Source organism: Caulobacter segnis, assembly GCF_031454995.1.
In the GTDB taxonomy this organism is placed as follows: domain Bacteria; phylum Pseudomonadota; class Alphaproteobacteria; order Caulobacterales; family Caulobacteraceae; genus Caulobacter; species Caulobacter segnis_E.
In genome coordinates this window covers 1,127,970-1,149,085 of record NZ_JAVDRV010000001.1, presented here as the reverse complement: position 1 = coordinate 1,149,085, position 21,116 = coordinate 1,127,970, and the positions used below count along the sequence as shown (strand labels likewise).

General features: G+C 67.8%; 17 protein-coding genes. 11 read left to right on the top strand and 6 right to left on the bottom strand.

Going from position 1 to position 21,116, the window contains the following annotated elements; genetic code table 11:
- The first annotated feature begins 29 nt into the window (after window positions 1-29).
- The gene (locus J2728_RS05335) at window positions 30-740 is read left to right on the top strand and encodes a CoA transferase subunit A (protein WP_309997250.1); all 711 of its coding nucleotides are present in this window, start codon (window positions 30-32) and stop codon (window positions 738-740) included.
- The gene (locus J2728_RS05330; RefSeq protein WP_309997248.1) at window positions 740-1,381 is read left to right on the top strand and encodes a 3-oxoacid CoA-transferase subunit B; all 642 of its coding nucleotides are present in this window, start codon (window positions 740-742) and stop codon (window positions 1,379-1,381) included. The genes J2728_RS05335 and J2728_RS05330 overlap by 1 nt, the downstream gene beginning before the upstream one ends.
- Before the next feature lie 18 nt (window positions 1,382-1,399).
- Here the strand turns inward: J2728_RS05330 and J2728_RS05325 are convergent, their stop codons facing one another.
- A complete protein-coding gene (locus J2728_RS05325; RefSeq protein WP_309997246.1) occupies window positions 1,400-2,968 on the bottom strand; it encodes an ArnT family glycosyltransferase in 1,569 nt (522 codons plus the stop codon).
- A 188-nt stretch (window positions 2,969-3,156) separates the two neighbouring features.
- Here J2728_RS05325 and J2728_RS05320 point away from each other — a divergent pair, with 188 nt between their 5' ends.
- The 4 genes from J2728_RS05320 to J2728_RS05305 all read left to right on the top strand — a co-directional run bounded on the left by J2728_RS05320 (window position 3,157) and on the right by J2728_RS05305 (window position 8,219).
- Entirely contained in the window at window positions 3,157-5,655 is a 2,499-nt protein-coding gene (locus J2728_RS05320) for a TonB-dependent receptor (protein WP_309997244.1), read from the top strand.
- Window positions 5,656-5,812: 157 nt separating this feature from the next.
- Window positions 5,813-6,814 (top strand): agmatine deiminase family protein, encoded by a 1,002-nt coding sequence (locus J2728_RS05315; protein WP_309997242.1) that lies wholly within the window; start codon window positions 5,813-5,815, stop codon window positions 6,812-6,814.
- Window positions 6,814-7,692 carry an N-carbamoylputrescine amidase gene (gene aguB / locus J2728_RS05310; protein ID WP_309997239.1) on the top strand — a complete coding sequence of 293 codons (879 nt, stop codon included), beginning with the start codon at window positions 6,814-6,816 and terminating at the stop codon, window positions 7,690-7,692. The genes J2728_RS05315 and aguB overlap by 1 nt, the downstream gene beginning before the upstream one ends.
- Complete coding sequence (locus tag J2728_RS05305) at window positions 7,689-8,219, top strand: GNAT family N-acetyltransferase (protein WP_309997237.1); 531 nt, start codon at window positions 7,689-7,691, stop codon at window positions 8,217-8,219. The genes aguB and J2728_RS05305 overlap by 4 nt, the downstream gene beginning before the upstream one ends.
- Here J2728_RS05305 and J2728_RS05300 read toward each other — a convergent pair.
- Entirely contained in the window at window positions 8,216-9,007 is a 792-nt protein-coding gene (locus J2728_RS05300) for an acid phosphatase (RefSeq protein ID WP_309997235.1), read from the bottom strand. The two genes, J2728_RS05305 and J2728_RS05300, sit on opposite strands and share 4 nt — an antisense overlap.
- A gap of 159 nt (window positions 9,008-9,166) precedes the next feature.
- On the opposite strand from J2728_RS05300, the gene J2728_RS05295 reads away from it, so the two are divergent.
- Both J2728_RS05295 and J2728_RS05290 read left to right on the top strand, forming a co-directional pair.
- Window positions 9,167-11,203, top strand: coding sequence for a TonB-dependent receptor (locus tag J2728_RS05295; protein ID WP_309997233.1), 2,037 nt, complete (start codon window positions 9,167-9,169; stop codon window positions 11,201-11,203).
- Window positions 11,204-11,407: 204 nt separating this feature from the next.
- Entirely contained in the window at window positions 11,408-12,196 is a 789-nt protein-coding gene (locus J2728_RS05290; RefSeq protein WP_309997231.1) for a SapC family protein, read from the top strand.
- A 118-nt stretch (window positions 12,197-12,314) separates the two neighbouring features.
- Here the strand turns inward: J2728_RS05290 and J2728_RS05285 are convergent, their stop codons facing one another.
- On the bottom strand, window positions 12,315-12,707 hold the full coding sequence (locus J2728_RS05285; RefSeq protein WP_309997229.1) for an acyl dehydratase: 393 nt from the start codon (window positions 12,705-12,707) through the stop codon (window positions 12,315-12,317).
- A 113-nt stretch (window positions 12,708-12,820) separates the two neighbouring features.
- Here J2728_RS05285 and J2728_RS05280 point away from each other — a divergent pair, with 113 nt between their 5' ends.
- On the top strand, window positions 12,821-14,974 hold the full coding sequence (locus J2728_RS05280; RefSeq protein WP_309997227.1) for a protein-disulfide reductase DsbD family protein: 2,154 nt from the start codon (window positions 12,821-12,823) through the stop codon (window positions 14,972-14,974).
- A gap of 2 nt (window positions 14,975-14,976) precedes the next feature.
- Here J2728_RS05280 and J2728_RS05275 read toward each other — a convergent pair whose 3' ends face one another.
- Complete coding sequence (locus J2728_RS05275) at window positions 14,977-15,708, bottom strand: DUF1353 domain-containing protein (protein WP_309997224.1); 732 nt, start codon at window positions 15,706-15,708, stop codon at window positions 14,977-14,979.
- A gap of 177 nt (window positions 15,709-15,885) precedes the next feature.
- On the opposite strand from J2728_RS05275, the gene J2728_RS05270 reads away from it, so the two are divergent.
- A complete protein-coding gene (locus J2728_RS05270) occupies window positions 15,886-16,491 on the top strand; it encodes a thioredoxin family protein (RefSeq protein WP_309997222.1) in 606 nt (201 codons plus the stop codon).
- 114 nt (window positions 16,492-16,605) lie between these two features.
- Window positions 16,606-18,225 (top strand): glucose-6-phosphate isomerase, encoded by a 1,620-nt coding sequence (gene pgi, locus J2728_RS05265; RefSeq protein ID WP_309997220.1) that lies wholly within the window; start codon window positions 16,606-16,608, stop codon window positions 18,223-18,225.
- Between the two features lie 131 nt (window positions 18,226-18,356).
- Here pgi and J2728_RS05260 read toward each other — a convergent pair whose 3' ends face one another.
- Together J2728_RS05260 and J2728_RS05255 are read right to left on the bottom strand one after the other, a co-directional pair.
- Window positions 18,357-20,468 carry a TonB-dependent receptor plug domain-containing protein gene (locus J2728_RS05260; protein ID WP_309997219.1) on the bottom strand — a complete coding sequence of 704 codons (2,112 nt, stop codon included), beginning with the start codon at window positions 20,466-20,468 and terminating at the stop codon, window positions 18,357-18,359.
- Window positions 20,469-20,651: 183 nt separating this feature from the next.
- The gene (locus tag J2728_RS05255) at window positions 20,652-20,879 is read right to left on the bottom strand and encodes a hypothetical protein (RefSeq protein WP_309997216.1); all 228 of its coding nucleotides are present in this window, start codon (window positions 20,877-20,879) and stop codon (window positions 20,652-20,654) included.
- Window positions 20,880-21,116 lie beyond the last annotated feature (237 nt).

Sequence of the window (21,116 nt, the reverse complement as noted above, 5' to 3'; positions counted from 1 at the left end):
GACTAGCAGGTCGGGACAAGGGAGACACCATGGTCGACAAGGTGAAGAAAGACGCCGTCGAGGCCCTGGCCGGGCTGCTCAAGGACGGCATGACCATCATGGCCGGGGGCTTTGGCCTCTGCGGCATCCCGGAAAACCTGATCGCGGCCATCCGCGAGGCGGGGGTGAAGGACCTCACGGTCGTCTCCAACAATTGCGGCGTCGACGGCTTTGGCCTGGGCATCCTGCTGGAAAATCGCCAGATCAAGAAGATGGTCTCGTCCTATGTGGGTGAGAACAAGCTGTTCGAACAGCTCTACCTCAGCGGTGAGCTGGAGCTGGAATTCAATCCGCAGGGCACGCTGGCTGAACGCATCCGTGCGGGCGGGGCGGGCATCCCCGCCTTCTTCACGCGCACCGGCTACGGCACCCTGGTGGCCGAGGGCAAGGAGGTTCGCGAGTTCGACGGCGAGATGTACGTGATGGAGCGCGGCCTGACCGCCGACCTCTCGATCGTCAAGGCCTGGAAGGGCGACGCCGAAGGCAATCTGATCTACCGGAAGACCGCGCGGAACTTCAATCCGATGATGGCCACCGCCGGCCGCGCGACCGTCGTCGAGGTCGAGGAGCTGGTCGAGATCGGCGCCCTGGACAAGGACGCGATCCACACCCCCGGCATCTATGTCGACCGCATCATCAAGGGCGCGAAGTTCGAAAAGCGCATCGAACGGGTCACCACCCGCCAGAAGGAGACCGCGTAATGGCTTGGACGCGCGACGAGATGGCGGCCCGCGCCGCCAAGGAGCTGCGGGACGGCTTCTACGTGAACCTCGGTATCGGCATCCCCACCCTGGTGGCCAACTACATTCCCGAGGGCATGCACGTGACGCTGCAGAGCGAGAACGGCATGTTGGGCATGGGTCCCTTCCCCTATGAGGGCGAAGAGGACGCCGACCTGATCAACGCCGGCAAGCAGACGATCACCGAGCTCGACAGCAGCTCGTATTTCAGTTCGGCCGACAGCTTCGCCATGATCCGCGGCGGCCACATCGCCTTGTCGATCCTGGGCGGGATGCAGGTGGCGCAGAACGGCGACCTCGCCAACTGGATGGTGCCGGGCAAGATGGTCAAGGGCATGGGGGGCGCCATGGACTTGGTCGCCGGCGTCAAACGCGTGGTGGTGGTCATGGACCACTGCGAGAAGTCCGGCGCGCCCAAGTTCCTGAAGGCTTGCACCCTGCCGCTGACCGGCGCCGGCGTCGTGGACCTGCTGATCACCGAGCTTGGCGTCTTCGAGATCAATCGCGGCAAGACGCCCGTCCGCCTGATCGAGCTGGCCCCTGGCGTGACGGTCGATGAGGTGAAGGCCAAGACGGAAGCCGCTTTCCAGGCGGCGGTCTAGTCCCGCTCCCGCCGAGGGCTATTGGCGTTTCGGCTTCGGCGGCAGGCCGGTGACGGGGTCGCGGGGCAGGGGCGCGAAGCCTTCGGCGATGAACAGGTCGATCCGGCGCGCACGCTTCTTGTCGAGGCGCACGCGCGAGATCTGCAAGCCCGACGTCGCCTTGAAGTCCTGCTCGATCTCGGGACGATAGCCGCCCTCCAGGCTGACGATCAGGGCGCGGCGGCCATAGGCGGCGTTCAGCGGCGCTTCGGTTTCGGCTTGGTTCTGGGGCGAGGCCTCGTGCACCCACATGCGCAGCGGCGGCGCGCCGGGTTGGCCGAAATAGTCGCGACCGTAATACGCGGCGGCGTTGTAGAGGAAGCGGTCGTCCATCGCCACCGCGCTGACCCCGCCGCGAAGGGCCTGCTCCTCACGCGTCCGCTCGATGATCGCCTGGACGGTCTGGTCCCAGCCGCGCACGCGCTTGAAGCCGTTCGAGAGGCCGACGGCGTCGGCCGCGCGCGGATTGACCATGCAGATGACGAAGAAGGCGGCGAACAGCGCCTGCAACGTCAGCCCGCCGATCAGCCAGCGACGCGCGTTCCAGCGCAGCAGCCAGCCGGCGGCGAGCACCGATCCGGCGACGAAGGCCGCGCCGGCCCAGTTGGCGTTGGCCCGCGACACGAAGGCCTCGCCCGCGACGATGATCAGCGGCGGCGCGCTGAAGCACAGCAGCAGTAGGTCCGGCGACTGAATCCTGCGCTTCACCCCAAGCCATATCGCGCCACCCAGAAGCACGCCGAACGGGACCGGACCGAAGACGGCGAACTGCGAGAGCACGAACTCGCTCAGCTCACGGACATTGAAAAGCTGAGCGCCCCAGTTGGCGTTCGAGGCGGTGTGCTTCACCGTCGAGAAGTGATGGCTGGCGTTCCAGGCGAAGTTCGGCGCCAGGGTCAGCACGAACGCGAAGGCGAACAGCACGATCGCCGCTGGGCACCATCGATGGCGCGCCTCCCGCGAGATCAGGGCGTGAAGCACGATGCTGCCGAGCGCGTAGATGGCGGCGTATTTCGAGAGGAAGGCCAGACCCAAAGCGACGCCCATTCCGGCGGCGACGAAGTACCGGCGCGGCGCGTAGGCGTCGGCGAGATCGACATAGGCCCAGATTGTCAGGGACAGGAAGAACAGCAGGGGGGCGTCGGTGGCCACTAGCCCGGACGACAGCACGACGCCGGGCATCAGGCTGTAGATCGCCGCCGCCGCGAGGCCAGCCCATCCGCCGTGGAGGCGGCGGGCGATCCGGTGAACGACGAGGGCGGTCGCGCCGTGCAGCAGCGGCGCCGAAAGGCGCACCCAGGCCTCGGAGTCGCCGCCGATCGTCGTGGTCAGCCAGATCAGCCAGGCGATCATCGGCGGTTTGGAAAAGTATCCGAACGCCAGCTCGCGCGACCACAGCCAGTATTGGGCTTCGTCCGGATAGAGCTCCAGCGGGGTCGCGAACAGCGCGGCCAGACGCAGGGCGGTCAGCCCCGCCACCATCAGCAGGGTCAGCCGCCAGGCGCGGATTTCGGCGATTTTTGGGGCTGAGTCGGGCTGAAGTGTCATGACCCCTGATTAAACAAGTAAAAAAGAACTGACCAATTGTTCCGCGTTTCCGGGGGTTTGTGACAGTTTGTGGGCGGGCGTGGCCTTTCCGTCACCAAACCTTCGAAAACTTTCTGTAAACGGCCGGAAACGACGCGAGACCGTGCTCCTTCAAGGGCGGCGTGGCGAACAACGAGGGGATCTTCCGTATGAAAATGAAAAACTTCGCCCTGGCCACCACGGCCCTGGTCGGCAGCCTGATCGCCACGAGCGCTCTTGCTCAGTCCACGGCATCGACCGAACTCGATAGCGTCGTCATCACCGCGGCGACCGGTCCGAAGACCGTCGGCGGCATGCTGAACGCCGAAACCGTGGCCAAGAGCCGCGCGACCGTTTCGAAGGAGTACCTGGACAGCCAGGTGCCCGGTCAGACCGTTATCCAGTCGCTGAGCGTGTTGGTCCCGGGTCTGAACTTCACGAACAACGACCCCTACGGTTCGAGCGGCGGCAACATTCGTCTGCACGGCTTCGACGGCAACCGCGTCGCCCTCACGTTCGACGGCATGCCGCTGAACGACACTGGCAACTACGCGACCTATACCAACCAGCTGCCCGACTCGGAGATCATCGCCAGCGCCACGGTCAACACCGGCGCGACCGACGTCGACAGCCCGACCGCGGCCAGCAGCGGCGGCACCATCGGCCTGGCCACCATCACGCCGTCGAAGGAAGCCAGCGCCTGGGCCCAGGCCAGCATCGGGACCTTCAACTACAAACGCTTCGTGGCCTTCGCCGAGAGCGGCGAAATCGGCCCGTGGGGCACCCGCATGTGGGTCGAAGGCTCGTATCAGAAGTATGACAAATGGAAGGGCCAAGGCGAGATCTACAAGCGTCAGATCAACGCTAAGATCTATCAACCCCTGGGCGACAACGGCGACTTCCTGAGCCTCGCCGCTCACTACAACGTCAACCGCAACAACGCCTACCAGGGCCCGAACCTGCGCACCGCCACCAGCAGCCTGCCGAACCAAGTGGCCGAGTTGGGTTGGAAAGTCGACTTCAACGACACCTACCAGCCCATCACTTCGGTCCCGGCGACCGGCGTGGGCGCGACGGGTGACGTGGACACCGATCCGGCGGCCAACTCGAACTACTACGGCATCCGCATCAACCCGTCGAACACCGGCAACCTGCGCGGCCAGTCGCGCTTCACGCTGGGCCACGGCTTCACCCTGACCGCCGACCCCTTCTTCCAGTATACCCTGGCCAACGGCGGTTCGCAGAACACGCTGCTGTCGGAAACGAGCCCGCAGCTGCGTGGCTCGGTCACCACCGGTGGCGTCGACCTTAACAAGGACGGCGACCTGAACGACACCGTGCGGGTCATGAGCCCGAGCAACACGAACACCCGCCGTTACGGCGTGCTGTCGTCGCTGATCTGGAAGATGAACGACGACCATGCCCTGCGCGTCGGCTACTCGCTGGACCGCGGCCGTCACCGTCAGACGGGTGAGTACAGCACCATCGACTTCAGTGGTTCGGACGGCCCGCGCTACACCTCATGGTTCGGCGGCAAGGACGGCCACGGGACGAAGATCACGACGGTCGATGGCAAGAGCTTCATGCGCGCTCGAGACCGTTATTCGGTCGCCATCTTGAACCAGATCAGCGCCGAGTATCGCGGCCAGTTCATGGAAGACAAGCTGAACGTCAGCATCGGTGTCCGCGCGCCCTTCTTCAAGCGCGAGCTGAACCAATTCTGCTACTCGCAGAACGGCTCAAGCTCGGTGCGCTGCACGACCGAAACCCCGAACGCCACCCTGGCGAACGGCAATGTGACCTTCGCGGCGACTGGCTCAACGCAGTACATCGCTCCGTACGCCAAGACCTTGAAGTTCGACGACGTACTGCCCAACGTCGGCGCCATGTACCGCATCGGCGACAACAGCCAGGTCTACGGTAGCTTCGCCCAGTCGACCTCGCTGCCCCGTACGGACAGCCTGTACGCCGTGCGTCGTTTGACCGACGGTTCGATCGGCAATCCGAGCGTCCAACCGGAAACCTCCGACACATTCGACTTCGGCTATCGTTACCAGTCGAGCCAGTGGCTGATTTCGCTCAGCGCCTGGAACACCAAGTTCCAGAACCGCATCGTTCAGTCTTACGATCCGGAACTGGACCTGAACGTCGACCGCAACGTCGGTGAAGTGAAGCAGTGGGGCGTCGACGCCTCGGCCGGCTTCAACCCGACCGACTACCTGGCGGCCTACTTCTCGGTTTCGTACAACGACAGCGAAGTGCAGGACGACATCTCGCTCAGCCCGACGACTTCGGCCCGGACCAAGGGCAAGGAACTGGTCGAGACCCCGCACTGGACGTTCTCGAACCGTCTGGAGTGGGAGCCGATCGCCAACCTGAAGTTCGGCGTTCAAACCAAGTACACCAGCTCGCGTTGGGTGACCGACGTCAACGACCTCAAGGTCGGCGGCTATGTCGTCACCGACCTGGACCTGCGTTACTCGCTGGCCTCGATGGGCTACGAGAACATCAGCATCCAGGGCAACGTCACCAACCTGTTCGACAAGCGCTACTACGGCAACCTCGGCACTCAGACGACGGCGACGCCGGGTCTCCCGGGCTACAGCCGTCCGTTCGCCAGCGTCGGCGCGCCGCGCACGTTCATGCTCACCCTGCGCGCCGGCTTCTAAGCCGACCTCAGGTCACCTAGAAGAAGGGCGGTCCGTTCGCGGGCCGCCCTTTTTCTTTGTCACAGGGGTTTGCTAACTAGGCTCCGCTTGACCCCAGGCCTCGGAGGGGCCATCTGCGCCCCCTTCGTTTCACCGACCGCCTTCATTGGACCTACGAATGACCGTGATCGTTCCCGCCGAGTGGGCTCCGCACCGCGCCATGTGGGTGGGTTTCCCCAGCCACGCCGAGCTGTGGCGGGAGGATCTTGAGCAGGCCCAGCAGGAGGTCGCCGACCTCGCGCGCGCCCTGGCCGGGCCCGGCGGCGAGCGCGTGCGCCTGATGGTGGTCGGCGACGAGGCGGAGGCCGCCGCGCGCGCCCTGCTCTCCGACACCACGGTCGAGATCGTCCGGGGCCAGTTCGGCGATATCTGGCTGCGCGACACGGGGCCGATCTTCTTCGACGACAACGGCAAGGCCGTCGCCGCCGGTTTCAAGTTCAACGGCTGGGGCGGCAAGTACAGCCTGGAAGGCGACGACATCGTCGCCGAGCAGATCGCCGCCGCCTCGGGCGCGCCGCTGGCGCGCAACGATTTCATCCTCGAGGGCGGCGCGCTCGACCATGACGGGCTGGGCACGATCCTGACCACCCGCCAGTGTCTGCTGAACGCTAACCGCAACGCCAGCTGGGACGAGGCCTCCGCCGCCGCCGCGCTGGCCGGCGCGCTGGGCGCCAAGAAGGTGCTGTGGCTGGGCGACGGCCTCTTGAACGACCATACCGACGGCCACGTCGACAACCTGGCCCGCTTCGTCGCCCCCGGCGTCGTCGCCTGTCCGATGGCCTACGGCGCCGATGATCCGAACGCGGAGGTCTATGCCGAGACAGCCCGCCTGCTGGCCGGCATGACCGACAGCCGCGGCTCGCCGCTGCAGGTCGCCCGCATCCCCTCGCCGGGCAAGATCCTCGACGAGGACGGCGAGCCGATCCCGGCTTCGCACATGAACTTCCTGATCGCCAACGAGGCGGTCATCGTGCCGATCTATGCCGAGGAGTCGGGCGCCTTCGCCGTCGAGGTGATCAAGGGCCTTTTCCCCGAGCGTCAGGTCATCGGCCTGCCCTCGACCGCCATCCTGACCGGTGGCGGTTCGTTCCACTGCATCAGCCAGCAGGAGCCTGAATAATGGCCCGCACGCTCAGCGTCGCCGCGATCCAGACCTCGTACGGCATGGATCTGCAGGCCAACATCAAGAAGACGCAAGGCTTCATTCGCGAGGCCGCGTCCAAGGGCGCGCAGGTCATCCTGCCGTCCGAGCTGTTCCAGGGGCCCTACTTCTGCGTCGCGCAGGAGGAGCGCTGGTTCGCCGAGGCCCATCCTTGGCGCGAGCATCCGGCGGTCAAGGCGATCGCGCCTCTGGCTGGCGAGCTGGGCGTGGTGCTGCCGATCTCGATCTTCGAGCGCGAGGGGCCGCACTACTTCAACAGCCTGGTCATGGCCGACGCCGATGGCTCGCTGATGGGCGTCTATCGCAAGAGCCACATCCCCGACGGCCCGGGCTATATGGAGAAATACTACTTCCGGCCTGGCGACACCGGCTTCAAGGTCTGGGACACGCGCTTTGGCCGTCTCGGCGTCGGCATCTGCTGGGACCAGTGGTACCCCGAGGCCGCCCGCGCCATGGCCCTGATGGGCGCGGAAGCCCTGTTCTACCCGACCGCGATCGGCAGCGAGCCCCACGACCCGAGCCTGGACACCGCCTTGCCCTGGCGGCGGGCCATGCAAGGCCACGCCGTCTCGAACGTCATCCCGGTGATCGGAGCCAATCGGATCGGTTTCGAGCCCTGGGACGGCTATCCGAACGGCGGCCAGACCTTCTACGGCTCGTCGTTCATCGCGGACCATCGGGGCGACCTGGTTAGCGAGCTCGGCCGGGCCGACGAAGGCCTGGTCAGCGCGACGTTCGACCTGGACTTCCTGACGACGCACCGCGCCGCCTGGGGCTTCTTCCGCGACCGTCGGCCGGAGTTCTACACGGCTCTTTCGACCGGCCGTCCCGCGTGATCGACACCGACCGCCTGACCCTGCGTCCGGCGGTCGACGCCGACCGTGACGCCATCGCGGCCATGAACGCCCATCCCCGCGTGGGTGAGTGGCTGGGCGGCGTTCGCGATCGCGCCGAGAGCGACGCCTTCGTCGATCGGGTGATGGCGCACGAGGCCGAGCATGGTTTCGGCTTCTGGGCCGTGGTGGAGCGGCGGCCCGAAGCGCGCGTCGTGGGCATGACCGGCATCTGGTGGACGCCGCCCGAAGTCGGGCTGGGTCGCGTCGTCGAGATCGGCTGGCGCTTCCTTCCCGAGGCGTGGGGCCAGGGCTACGCCACGGAGGCGGCCAAGGCCGCGCTGGCCCACGGCTTCGAGACCTTGGGACTGCCCGAGATCATCGCCTTCACGGCGCGGACGAACCTGGCGTCGCAAAGCGTCATGCGCCGGATCGGCATGAGCCATGATGCCGCGCGCGATTTCGATCATCCGAGCCTGGCGGAGGACCATCCGCTCCGCCCGCACGTCGTCTACGTCGCCAGACCCTAGCCGCCGCATCCCGTGGGCGGCCCGTTGGCCCTAGACGCCGCCACCTCCGCGCGCGCCTTCGCCAGATCGGCCACGAAGGCTGGGTCATCACGCAGGCGCGTGACCAGGGCCGAGCCCAGATAGCGTCCGGCCTCGACGTCGCTCTGGAAGTGCACGCCACAGATGATCCGGCTGTCGCCGAACGCCTTGCCGCGCGCCAGGATCGGAGACGCCTTCTCCGGGACCAGTTCGGCGATCACCGAGGCCCAGGCCCAGCCGATCAGGCCGTGCCCGGACGGATAGGAGCCGTCGGTCTCGATCCAGGGTTCGCGGGGCACGCAGATCGGCTTGGCGTTGCCCACGGGCGGGCGGGGGCGCCGATAGGCGGCCTTGGCGGGCTGGTAGATCTTGGCCGCGTCGTCCGTCATTCGCAGCAGCATGTTGGCGAGCGTCGGCGTCGCCTCGGCGCTCAGGGTCACGCCCGCGGCGCAGGAGAAACTCTTCAGACCGTTTTTGCCTGACAGGTCGGCGTCGGCGATGGCGAGGCTCCAGACTGGCGTGTTGACCAGTTTGCGCGTCTCGTCGAACTGCGCGCGCTCGGCCTTGCCGCGCGGCGAGGCCGGCGTCGGCGGCGGCCCGATGATGGCGGTCGCGTCGATGCCGCCATTTCCCGCTAGATAGCCAGGCGGAGGCTTGGTCCAGCCCGCCGACGGCGCGGTGGTCGCCACTGGGCCGGAACCCGTCGGCGCCTCGAGGCGCGCGCAGCTGGCAAGAATGGCGGCGACGGCGATCAGCACGAAACGGGGCATGGCGTGCGTCCTTGAGGTCATCCGCCCACAGAGCGGGCGGGAAATCACGCGTCAAGGACGCGAGGGATGGAAAAGCAGATTGACGGAGAGATATGTTATTTCATAACAGCTACCTCGAAGCCGTCCCTCCGGCCAAGTCGTATCTGTCTAGGACATCCCATGCTCCGTCGCGCCGTCCTTTCCGCCACGAGCCTCGTCGCGCTCGCCGCCGCGTTTTCCGCCCACGCCGATACGCCGGCCGCGCCAGCGACCGCCCAGGAAGACACCGAAGTCTCCAAGGTGGTGATCACCGCCGCGCCCTACGCCATCTCGCTCGACACCGTGACCAGCAGCGTCAACATCGTGACCCGCGATCAGCTGGACGTCGCGCCGCCCGCCGGCCTCGGCGACATGCTCAACGGCCAGCCCGGCCTGCGCTCGACCGCCTACGGCCCCGGCGCTAGCCGTCCGATCATCCGCGGCCTGTCGGGGCCTCGCGTGATGGTGCTGGAGAACGGCGTCGGCCAGGTCGACGCCTCCTCGCTGTCGCCCGACCACGCGGTGGCGTCGGATCTCGGCGAGGCCGAGCGTGTCGAGGTGCTGCGCGGTCCTTCGACCCTGGCGTATGGCGGCTCGGGCATCGGCGGCGTGGTCAACATCATCGACGACCGCGTGCCGTCGAGCCCCGCCCACAACGGCTTCGAGGGCCGCGTGGCTGGCTCGATGTCGTCGGTCGATGACGGCAAGTCGATCAACGGCTCGGCCAAGTTCGGCAAGGGGCCGCTGGTGTTCGCCATCGACGCCGATCACCGCGAGAGCGGCGACTACGACGTGCCGACCACGCCGGTCTCATCGCGCTTGGCCGCTCGCGACGGCCTGACGCCGGACCCGGACAAGACCGTCAAGAACACCGACCTCGAGGTCGACGCCTATGGCGCGGGCGTCTCGTACGTTCACGACAGCGGCTATTTCGGCGTGTCGGTCAAGAAGACCGACACGACCTACGGCGTGCCCTACCTCCAAATCCTGGCGCCGATCGATCCCGACGCCGAGGGGCCGGTCTCCATCCACCTGCAGCAGACTCGCTACGACCTGCGCGGCGAACAGGACGTCGACCTGGGCCCGTTCGCCAAGATCCGCCTGTCGGCCGGCCACGCCAAGTACGAGCACGCCGAGGTCTCTGTCGAGGACGGCGAGGTCGGCACCCGCTTCCTCTCCGACGGCACCGAGGGCCGGCTTGAACTGGTGCAGAAGGAGCGCGACGGTTGGCAGGGCGCGGTGGGCTTCCAGGCCCTGGAGCGCCACTTCGAAGCCATCGGCGACGAGGCCTTCGTGCCCTCGACGGACATCAAGGAATACGGCGTCTTCACCCTGCAGCGCCTGGACAAGGGCGACTGGGGGATCGACGCGGGCCTGCGCTTCGACAGCCGCGAGCTGAAGACCGACGTCGCCAAGCGCTCTTTCGAAAACGTCTCGGCGTCGCTGGGCGTGTTCTACAAGCCCGCCGACAAGCAGTTCCTGGCCCTGACCCTGTCGCGCAACGGCCGGGCCCCGACCGAGTTCGAGCTGTTCGCCGACGGCCCGCACCCGGGCACCGGCGGCTACGAGGTTGGCGACGCCACGCTGAACTCCGAAAAGGTGACCTCGCTCGAGGCGACCTATCGCTACACCGGCGACCGGCTCCGCGTTGAGGGTCACCTGTGGGGCGCCCAGTACGACGGCTTCATCGAAGAGAAGCCCACGGGCGCGGTGGAAGATGGCCTGCCGGTGTTCCAGTACTTCCAGACCGACGCCAAGTTCCACGGCGCCGAGCTCGAGACCTCGTACGTCGCCTGGCGCGGCGGTGAGAACAGCCTGAAGCTGGAAGGCGTCTACGACTGGGTCCGCGGCTCCACGGACCTGGGGATCCCGGCGCGCGTGCCGCCGTGGGCCGTGACCGGTCGCGTCGTCTGGAGCGCGCCGCGCCTGGAGGCCCAGGCCGAGGTGCGTCGCGTCGCCGACCAGAATCGGGTCTCGACCTTCGAGCTGCCGACCGATGGCTACACCCAGGTCAACGCGATGGTCACCTTCAAGCCGTTCCAGGATCCGGCGCTGCGCCTGTTCGTCGACGGCCGCAATCTGACCAACGAGACGATCCGCGAGCATGCTTCGTTCCTGAAGGACTTCGCGCCCGCGGCGGGCCGCTCGGTCCGCGCCGGTTTCGCCTGGCGCTTCTAGCGCCGGTCGGAGGCGGGTTCTCCAACAGCCCCTCGGAGCGCCCGCCATGCGCCGGGGCCCGGCTTCTCCCATCCCGGGCCCCGGACTCGCCTACGACGGCGGCCAGATTGCCGCGTCCGGCTGGATCGGCTAGAACCGCGAGCCTTCGCGGTCGTCTTCGAAGTGTTCGAGCGTCCGTTTCCAATTTCTGTCGTAGAGCGCTTCATGACCACGACCCAGTCCGCCGGCGAAATCACCGGCAACGTCCTGTTCTACACCTCGCCCGAGCCGCTGAACCGCGAGCAGCACGCCAAGCTGGCGCTGGTGCACAAGGACAAGCCCTATGGGTTCGCCGCCGCCGGCACGGCCGTGCCGCTGACCGTCTCGGAATTCGCGCCCGCCGCCCTGACCTTCCCGGTGATCTTCGCCGGCGAGGACAAGGTTCCGCTGGCCGTGATGGGCCTGAACCAGCAGGAAAACCTGTTCATCGGCGCCGATGGCTCGGTCGAGCCGAACGTCTACATCCCGGCCTACATCCGCCGTTATCCGTTCGTGCTGGCCAATGACGACACGCAAGACCGCCTGATCGTCTGCATCGATCGCGGCTCGGACCTGCTGACCGAAGCTGGGCAGACCCCGCTGTTCGACGACAAGGGCGAACCGACCGAATACACCCAGAACTGCATCAAGTTCTGCGACGACTTCGAACTCGAGCGCCGCCGCACGGACTCCTTCGTCCAGCTGCTGAAGGAGCTGGACCTGTTCGAGCTGAAGAAGGCCATCTTCCAGCCGCAGGACGAAACCGGCGCCGCCGCCGGCGAGCCCGTCACCGTCGCCGAGTACTTCGGCGTTTCGGAAGAGAAGCTGAACAATCTGTCGGCCGACAAGCTGAAGGAGCTGCAGCAGAACGGCGCCCTGGCGCAGATTTACGCGCACCTGGTGTCGCTGCTGGGCTGGGATCGCCTGATCAACAAGACCATGCTGAAGCAGGCGGAAGCCGCGAACCTGAACTAAGGTTCGGCGTCAGCCAAAGACGAAGAGGGCGGCGGGGCTTCGGCTCCGCCGCCCTTTTTCGTTTGAAGTTGGAGCGCGTTCGAGCGGTTTAACCGCTCACGCTTAGACCCAGCGCCCTCTAGCGCGCGAAGATGCTGCGGGTCAGGCACGAGAAGACCAGACGCCCGGCCTCGTCGAGCAGGTCGTGCTGGGCGATGACGATGCCCTTGCCTTCGCCGACCGGGTCCTTGCCCATCACCGTCATGCGGCCGCGCAGCAGCTCGCCGACTGGCGGGTTGCGCATCCAGCGCAGGGCGTCGACGCCCAGACGCTTGGTCTGGGGCCAGGCGGCGCTGGCCTCGGTGTCCAGCCGGGCCCAGATCGAGAAGATCATGGCGTCGGGCGCGCCGTTCGCGACTGGCCAGCCGGGCGTGAACGCGGCGATGAAGGCATCCAGCGCCTTGGCGTCGACCGCTCGCGTCCCTAGCGAAACGACCTGACCGATCTCGATGTCGTCGAACGCGGCGGGCATGGGCGGCTCCGGATGATTCCTCGGCCGACTGTCGGGTGCGTCTTGACCATTGTCGAGAGCGCCAAGCCGGGCCATGTGTGCTGGGTTGTCGTTTTCACGAAGTCTGGTCGCCGATGTTCCTCAAGAGAGCCGTCCTCGCCCTGCAAGCCCTGATGGCGGCGACGTTGCTGGTGGGCGCCGCCGTCGCCGGACCGGTCGTCAACTCCGGCCACATCGAGTCCGAGCTCGTCCCGCAAGAGAGCGGCATCGCGCCTGGCGGCACGGTCTATGTCGCGCTGCGCCAAAAGATCCAGAAGGACTGGCACACCTACTGGCGCAATCCTGGCGACGCCGGCGAGCCGACCAAGATCGCCTGGACCTTGCCGGCCGGCTGGGCCGCCGGCGACATGGTCTGGCCGACGCCGATCAAGGCCAAGCTGGGGCCGCTGCTGGACTACGCCTATGAGGGCGAGGTTCTGATCCCCGTGCCGATCAGCGCGCCGGCCAGCGCCCAGGTCGGAACGACGGTCTCCCTGACCGCCAAGGTTTCGTACCTCGTCTGCGAGCAGGTCTGCGTGCCCGAGGACGCCGAGCTCTCGCTGCTGCTGCCGGTCGTCGCCGGTTCGGCGGGCGCCGATCCCAAGTGGGGCGGCAAGATCGCCGAGGTCCTGGCCAAGGCGCCCAAGCCGGCCGGCCTCAAGGCCGTGTTCAAGCTGGACGGCCAAGCCCTGAAGCTCGCGGTCACCGGCGGCCCGCTGAAGGGCGTCGACATGGCCGACGCCTACTTCTTCCCCTATTCGCCCAAGGTGATCGAGCACGCCGCCGAGCAGGCGATCGAGCGCGGACCCGAGGGCCTGACCCTGACCCTCAAGCCGGGTTACGACTTCGTCGGCGGCGGAACCGCGCCGGCCGAGCTTCAGGGCGTTCTGGCGCTGGCCGACGGTTCGGCCTGGGAGATCACGGCGACGCCCGGCGAGCCGCCGCCCGCCGCCGCCGGCCTCGGAGCGCCGCCAGCAAAGAGTCGGGCTTCGACCGCCGACGCGCCCGGCGGCCTGATCGGCGCGCTGGCGCTGGCCTTCCTGGGCGGCCTGATCCTGAACCTGATGCCCTGCGTCTTCCCGGTGCTGTCGATGAAGGCCGCCAGCCTCGCGGGCCACGCTCACCACGAGAGCAAGGCGCGGGCCCAGGGCCTGGCCTTCCTGGCGGGCGTGCTGGCGACCTTCCTGGCGCTGGCGGGTCTGCTGCTGGCCGTCCGGGCCGGCGGCGCGGCCGTGGGGTGGGGCTTCCAGCTGCAGTCGCCGCTGGTGATCGCCGCCTTGGCCCTGCTGATGCTGCTGGTCGCGCTGAACATGTCGGGGGTCTTCGAGATCGGGACCTCGATCCAGGGCGTCGGCGCCGGAGCCTCCTCTCGCGACGGCGCGCTCGGAGCGTTCTTCACCGGCGCGCTGGCGGTGGTCGTGGCCGCCCCCTGCACGGCGCCGTTCATGGCTGGGGCGTTGGGCTATGCCCTCACTCAGCCGGCCGTGGTGGCGCTGGGCGTGTTCGCGGCGCTGGGCCTGGGTTTCGCGGCGCCCTTCGTGGCGGTGGCCTTCATTCCCGCCGTCCTGCGCCGCCTGCCGCGTCCGGGCGCCTGGATGGAGACGCTGAAGAAGGGTCTCGCCTTCCCGATGTATGGCGCGGCCCTGTGGCTGACTTGGGTCTTCGCCCAGCAGGCCGGTTCGATCGCCCTGGGCCAAGTGCTGGGCGCGGGCGTGCTCGCCGCCTTCGGCGCCTGGATGTATGGCCTGGCGCAAGGACGCCGCGCGACGGGGAGGGCGTTCCTGGTTTTGATGGTCGTCGGCCTCCTCTGCGTGGCCGGCGCCCTGGCCCTGGCCGTCTCTTCGGCGCTGACCGCCAAGCCGCCGACCGCGACGGCCGCCGCGCCGTCCTCCGGCCCGGGCCTGACCGCCGAGGCGTGGTCTCCCGAACGCGTCGCGGCCCTGCGCGCCGAGGGCCGTCCGGTGCTGGTCGACTTCACCGCCGCCTGGTGCGTGACCTGCCAGGTCAACGAGAAGGTCGCTCTGTCCGGCGGCAAGGTCGTCGAGGCCTTCAAGGCGCGCGACGCGGTCTTCCTGAAAGCCGACTGGACCAATCGCGATCCGGTGATCGCCAAGGCCCTGGCCGAGTTCGGCCGCGTTGGCGTGCCGCTGTACGTTGTCTATCCGAGGAATGGTGGCGAGCCCGTGATCCTGCCTCAGCTTCTGACCGAGGGCATGGTGATCGAGGCGATCGAGAAGGCGGGCGCCTAGCGCTACTTCTTCTTGTCGCCGCCGAAGGGCAGCTTGGATTTGACCTGGTCCAGAGGTGTCCTGGTGATCACGACCGGCGGCGGCGCGACGATCGGCGCGGTCTTGATCGGATAGGCGCGCCAGCCGGTCTGGATCAGGGCCGTGAAGCCCTGGCACTTGGGCAGGTAGCGGACCATTCCCGTGCGCGGCTTGGCGAAGGGCGCGGGCTGGCCGAGATCCTGCCGCTTGGGGTCGACGAAGCGCCAGTCGGTCGGCAGGCCATAGCCCTTCTCGCCGCCCAGCCGCACGGCCTTGTAGGCGATGTTGGCCTGGAACGGCGGCACGCCGTACCTCAGCATCGCCCGCAGGAAGATATCGTCGGCCTCCTGGCGTTTGCCCGGCTCGCCGATCGTGTAGAGCCAGTCGTGGACGATCGCCGCCCGTGCGGTCGGCCCCTGCGGATCGACGAAGCCCTGGCCGTACCAGGGCACGCTGGCGAAGTCGGTGACGTACCAGCGCGGCACCACGATGACCTTGCCCGTCTCGACGTCGCAATAGGGGAACTCGGCGTCCAGCGTGAACAGCTTGCGGCCGTCCTTGGTCTGGTTGAACAGCATGATCGGCTGCGGCGTCAGCGAGCTGGGCGGCGTCGGGGCCACGACCGGCACGAAGACGGTGGTGTTCGTCTGCGTCGCGCAGGCGGCGAGGAGCAGGCTGACGCCGGCGAGCGCGGCGAGGGTCTTCAAGCGTGACATTCGGCGGGAGGGCGATGGTGACGGAAGGGGCGCGTTCTTCTGGGCGCGGTCGAGAATAGGAGCAAGCAAGAATGGCGAAGTTTCGGCCTTCGCGACGATTTCGCGACCGTTTCGCATAACCGCGATCCGTGGCAGGGTCGGTTTTGGGGAGGGCATCGGAAAAGCAGGAGACCCGACATGTCGATTACCCGCCGTCTCGTCGCCGCCAGCCTGCCGCTGGCCGCCCTGGTTCCCGCCGTCGCCCACGCCAAGCCCGCGCCGGACTTCACCGCCGTCGACGCCGACGGCAAGGCCCGCTCGCTCTCGGAGTTCCGCGGCAAGACGGTGGTGCTGGAATGGACCAACGAGGGCTGCCCCTATGTCCGCAAGCACTATTCGGGCAACATGCAGGGACTGCAGCAGGCCGCTAGCGCCGACGGCGTGGTCTGGCTGACCATCGCTTCGTCCGCGCCCGGCAAGCAGGGGCATTTCCCCGACGGCGCGGCCGCCAAGTCCTGGATGAACGCCCGGGGCGCCAAGCCCGCGGCCCTGCTGCTCGACCCCGAGGGCAAGGTCGCGACCGCCTACAAGGCCAAGACCACGCCGCACATGTTCGTCATCGATAAGGCGGGCCAGGTCGTCTACGAGGGCGCCATCGATGATCGGCCGACCAGCAAGGTGGAGGACATCGCGGGCGCCAAGAATCTGGTCGCCGCCGCCCTGGCCGACGTCAAGGCGGGGCGCAAGGTCGCCACGCCCTTCGCGCCGCCCTACGGCTGCTCGGTGAAGTACAAGGACGCCTAGGAGATTTTCAGGGGCGAACTCCTGAAAAAACGTCATTGGTCCGCCATGACGCGGCGGCGGCCGTTTGCTAAGCCCGAAGCGAAAGCTCCGATCTCTTAGCAAGGACGCCGCCCCATGGCCGATCTCGACGCCGCCTGGAACCGCCTGGAAACCGCCGCCGAGGCCGCGGGCGCTCAGCGCATCGTCGACTTCTTCAAGGACGAGCCCGGACGGCTCGAGGCCCTGACGCTGGATGTCGCCGGCCTGCGCCTGGATCTCTCCAAGCAAGCCTGGGACGAGGCCGGTCTCGAGGCGGCCCTGGATCTGGCGCACGCCGCCGACGTCGAGGGCGCTCGCGCCCGGATGTTCGCCGGCGAGGCGATCAATTCGTCCGAGGGCCGCGCGGTGCTGCACACCGCCCTGCGCGCCCCGGCGGACGCTGAGGTGAAGGCGCTGGGCCAGCCGGTCATGGCCGAGGTCGAAGCCGTGCGCCAGCGGATGAAGGCTTTCGCCGAGGCGGTGCGTTCCGGCGCCATCAAGGGCGCGACGGGCAAGCCGTTCAAGGCGATCCTGCACATCGGCATCGGCGGCTCGGACCTCGGTCCCCGCCTGCTGTGGGACGCCCTGCGTCCGGTGCGGCCCGAGATCGACCTGCGCTTCGTGGCCAATGTCGACGGCGCCGAGTTCGCCCTGACGACGGCCGACATGGATCCGGAGGAGACCCTGGTCATGGTGGTCTCCAAGACCTTCACGACCCAGGAGACCATGGCCAACGCCGGCGCGGCGCGGGCCTGGCTGGTCGAGGCCCTGGGCGAGCAGGGGGCGAACCAGCACCTGGCCGCCATCTCGACCGCCCTGGACAAGACCGCCGCCTTCGGCGTGCCGGACGAGCGCGTGTTCGGCTTCTGGGACTGGGTCGGCGGCCGCTATTCGCTGTGGTCGTCGGTCAGCCTGTCGGTGGCCGTCGCCGCCGGCTGGGACGCCTTCGAGGGCTTCCTGCGCGGCGGGGCGGCGATGGACGAGCACTTCCGCGCCGCGCCGCTCGAGCGGAACGCGCCGGTCCTGGTCGCCCTGGCCCAGATCTTCAATCGCAACGGCCTGGACCGCCGCGCCCGCTCGGTCGTGCCCTATTCGCACCGCCTGCGCCGTCTGGCGTCGTTCCTCCAGCAGCTGGAGATGGAGAGCAACGGCAAGTCGGTCGGTCCCGACGGCAAGCCCGCCCAGCGCGGCACGGCCACCGTGGTGTTCGGGGACGAGGGCACCAATGTCCAGCACGCCTATTTCCAGTGCATGCACCAGGGCACGGACGTCACGCCGATGGAGCTGATCGGCGTCGCCAAGTCCGACGAGGGCCCGGCCGGCATGCACGAGAAGCTGTTGTCGAACCTGCTGGCTCAGGCCGAGGCCTTCATGGTCGGGCGCTCCACCGACGACGTCGTGGCCGAGCTGAAGGCCAAGGGCGTGTCCGACGCCGAGATCGCGACCCTGGCCCCGCAGCGCACCTTCGCCGGCAACCGGCCCTCGACCCTGGTGGTCCTCGACCGCCTGACGCCCGAGACCTTCGGCGCCCTGATCGCGCTCTACGAGCACAAGACCTTCGTCGAGGGCGTGATCTGGGGGATCAATTCCTTCGACCAGTGGGGCGTCGAGCTGGGCAAGGTGATGGCGGGTCGCATCCTGCCCGAGCTGGAGAGCGGCGCCGGCGGCGAGCATGATCCGTCCACGGCGGCCCTGATCCAGCGGCTGAAAAAGTAGCCTGATCAGGTCCCTCCCCCTTGATGGGGTAGGGTAGGGTGGGGGTGATACGGCGTCCGACGTCGTGCATGGCGTCCAGTTCAGCGGTCACCCCCATCCCCGACCCTTCCCCCATCGAGGGGGAAGGGAGCTTAAAACGTCTTACGCACCCGCAGCTGGGCGAAGGTGCGCGGGTCGATCACGCGGTCTTCCACGAAGGCCACCGTCCGGTCGGGCCCGCGGTTGGCGAAGACCGTGCGGCGGATCGTGAAGTCGTCCCAGATGTTCAGCTGCGCCCGGATCGCCAGGGTCGGGGTCGGCTTGTACTCGGCGAAGGCCTCGTAGTAGCGCGAGCCGCGCCAGACGCTGGTCTGGTCGACGTCATAGGTGCCCTGGCCCAGCAGCGGCAGCCAGTTGATCCCCCACTGGGTCTTCCACGAGACGATGTCCTGCTGGAAGCCGATATTGGCCTGGGTCGGGCGGACCTGGGTGATCGGCCGGTCGCGGCCGGTCGTCGGGTCCTTCACGTGGCTCTCGTTCCAGTCGTTCTTGAAGGTCAGGCGCCCGCCCTTGATCCCCAGCCTGTCGGTCGGGACCACGATGTTCAGCGACAGCCGGTCCAGCGTGCCGTCGCCGATATTGCCCACCGCCGTCAGCCCGCCGGGCAGCGGCAGGCGGTCGATCACGCCGATGATCTCGTCGTGGCGATAGCCGATCGACACCACGCCCTGGCCCCAGAAGCGCCGCTCGTAGGTCACTTCCGAGATCCAGCGCTGCTCGGGCTTCAGCTCGACATTGCCGCCATAGACATTGCCGTCGTCCAGGTCCGACGAGGCGGCGAAGTCGTCGAAGTCCAGCTGGCCCAGCTCGCGCTCGAAGCGGACGCGCAGCTGGTTATCGGCCATCGGCGTCCAGGTCGCCAGGAAGCGGGGCTTGGCGTAGAAAAAGCTCTTCTCGTGATCGGCGTCGCCTGACTGCTTGATGGTCGACTTTTCCAGCCGCAGGCCGCCCTCCAGGGTCAGCTTGGGGCTTACCCGCCAGGTGGCCTTGGAGAAGGCCTCGCCGCGCAGCTCCTCGACCTTGACCGAGGCGCTGGGCAGCGGCACCCCGACGCCGCCCACGCTGTAGGCCTGGTGGACGTCCAGCATGTTGTAGGCCCCCTCGGCCCCCGCCTCCAGGGTCAGGGCCGCCGAGAAGTCGTGACGCAGCAGGGCGCGGAAGATCGATTCCGAGCTGTCGCCGTCGGCCACGAAGCGCTGCTGGTCCGAGGTCGTCCCGTTCAGCGTCGCGTCGCTGGTCGAGACGTTGTCGAAGTCCTCGAACGAGTGGATCAGCCGCGTCTCCAGGTTCCACTTGGGCGCCAGCGGCCGGGTGTAGGTCAAGCCGAGTTCGCCCGAGTGGCTTTCCTCGTCATAGGCGCTGCGGCGGAACGAGGTGGGCGAGGTGAGGTCCGTCCACTCGTGCCAGTCGTTGCGGCCAAAGCGCGTCGTCGCCTCCAGCTTGCCGCCCAGCAGCGGGCCCGACCAGTTGCCGCGGATCGAGCGCCCGCCGCCATAGCCGTCGTCCAGATAGGCCTCGTCGCGGATCAGCCCGCCCGCGCCGTCGTGGCGGACGCTGCGGCCCGCGCCATTGGAGTCGCTGGTCGAGGTCCCGTCGCTGAGCTGCATGCCCCAGCTGACGTCGCCGTTGGTGGCGGTGAACTGGTAGCTGCCGCCGTAGACGTCGTGGCCGCCGTCGAAGAACACGCCGTTCCAGGTGACGATCTGCTGGTGGCTGACGCCCTTCTTCTGCACCACGTTCACGACGACCGAATAGCCCTGCATGTCGACGCCCGGCGCCCCGCCGCGGATCAGCTCGATCCGCTCGACCCGGTTGGCCGGGATGCGCGACAGGACGTTGGTGGCGGTGTCGTTCTTCGAGGCCGGGCGGTTGCCGTTGATCAGCACGTTGCCGACCGCCCCCTCGAAGCCCCGCGTGCCCGCGCCGTCCTGGATGGTGAAGCCCGGCACCCGGTTGACCATGTCCTGGGCCGTGTTCGGACGGTTGGCGGCGAAGAAGTCCGGGGTGAAGACCAGCACGCCCTTCTGGGCCTGATCGTCCATCGGCGCCTGGGAGGTGGGACCCGTCGGGACCGGCGCCACGGCGGCGGCCTGGTCGCCCGGCTTGCCCGCTTCGCCGGTCGCGCCAGTCTCGGCGGCCTGGGCCGACGCGCCGATGGCGAGCAACACGGTGGCGGCGGTCGCCAGAAGCGCGGTCTTGGTCATCGATTTCCCCTCACGAGGAAAGCTGTGGCCGTCGCTCCGGTTCATCTCAAGTTACAAGCGTGAAAGGTGGATTACATCTCCGATAGATTACAGGTCCGTCATGTTTATACCGGACGCCCTGTGGATAAAGCTGGCCCGGCAGGCCGAAAGTCTTAAGACTTCGTGTATAGGCGCCGGCCGGGATCAGCCCTCGTTGGCCGGCGGGGCGCGCGGCTCGGGGACGGGCGGCAGGCTCTCCAGTCGCGCCTTCACGGCCTGGAGCAGTTTGTATTCCTGCCGCCGCATCAGCTCGTCGAAGACGCGGGACCGCTCGGCGCGGATCGCCTCGATGGAGCTGTCGGCGTTGACGGCGTCGGCCATGGCGCTGGTTTGGGGTGAAACCGGCGAGGCCGGGGGTCTGTGCTTGGACATGCGAGGTTCCTCTCTCATCGGTTTGGACATGCGGCGACGGTCTTCCGCCGGAAAAGCCGGCGGGCTGGGGAGGCGGCGGAGCTCCGGGGCGCGCCCGGATGGATGTTGGAGTTACCGTTTCGACGAGACCCGGATGCTCCGCGCGATCGTTTGGACGAAAGCCCTCGGCGCGCGGGGTTTTAACCCGCTTCCGAAAGAGGCCTCCGGCGGGCGGGAGGGAAAGCGACCCTCCCGGAC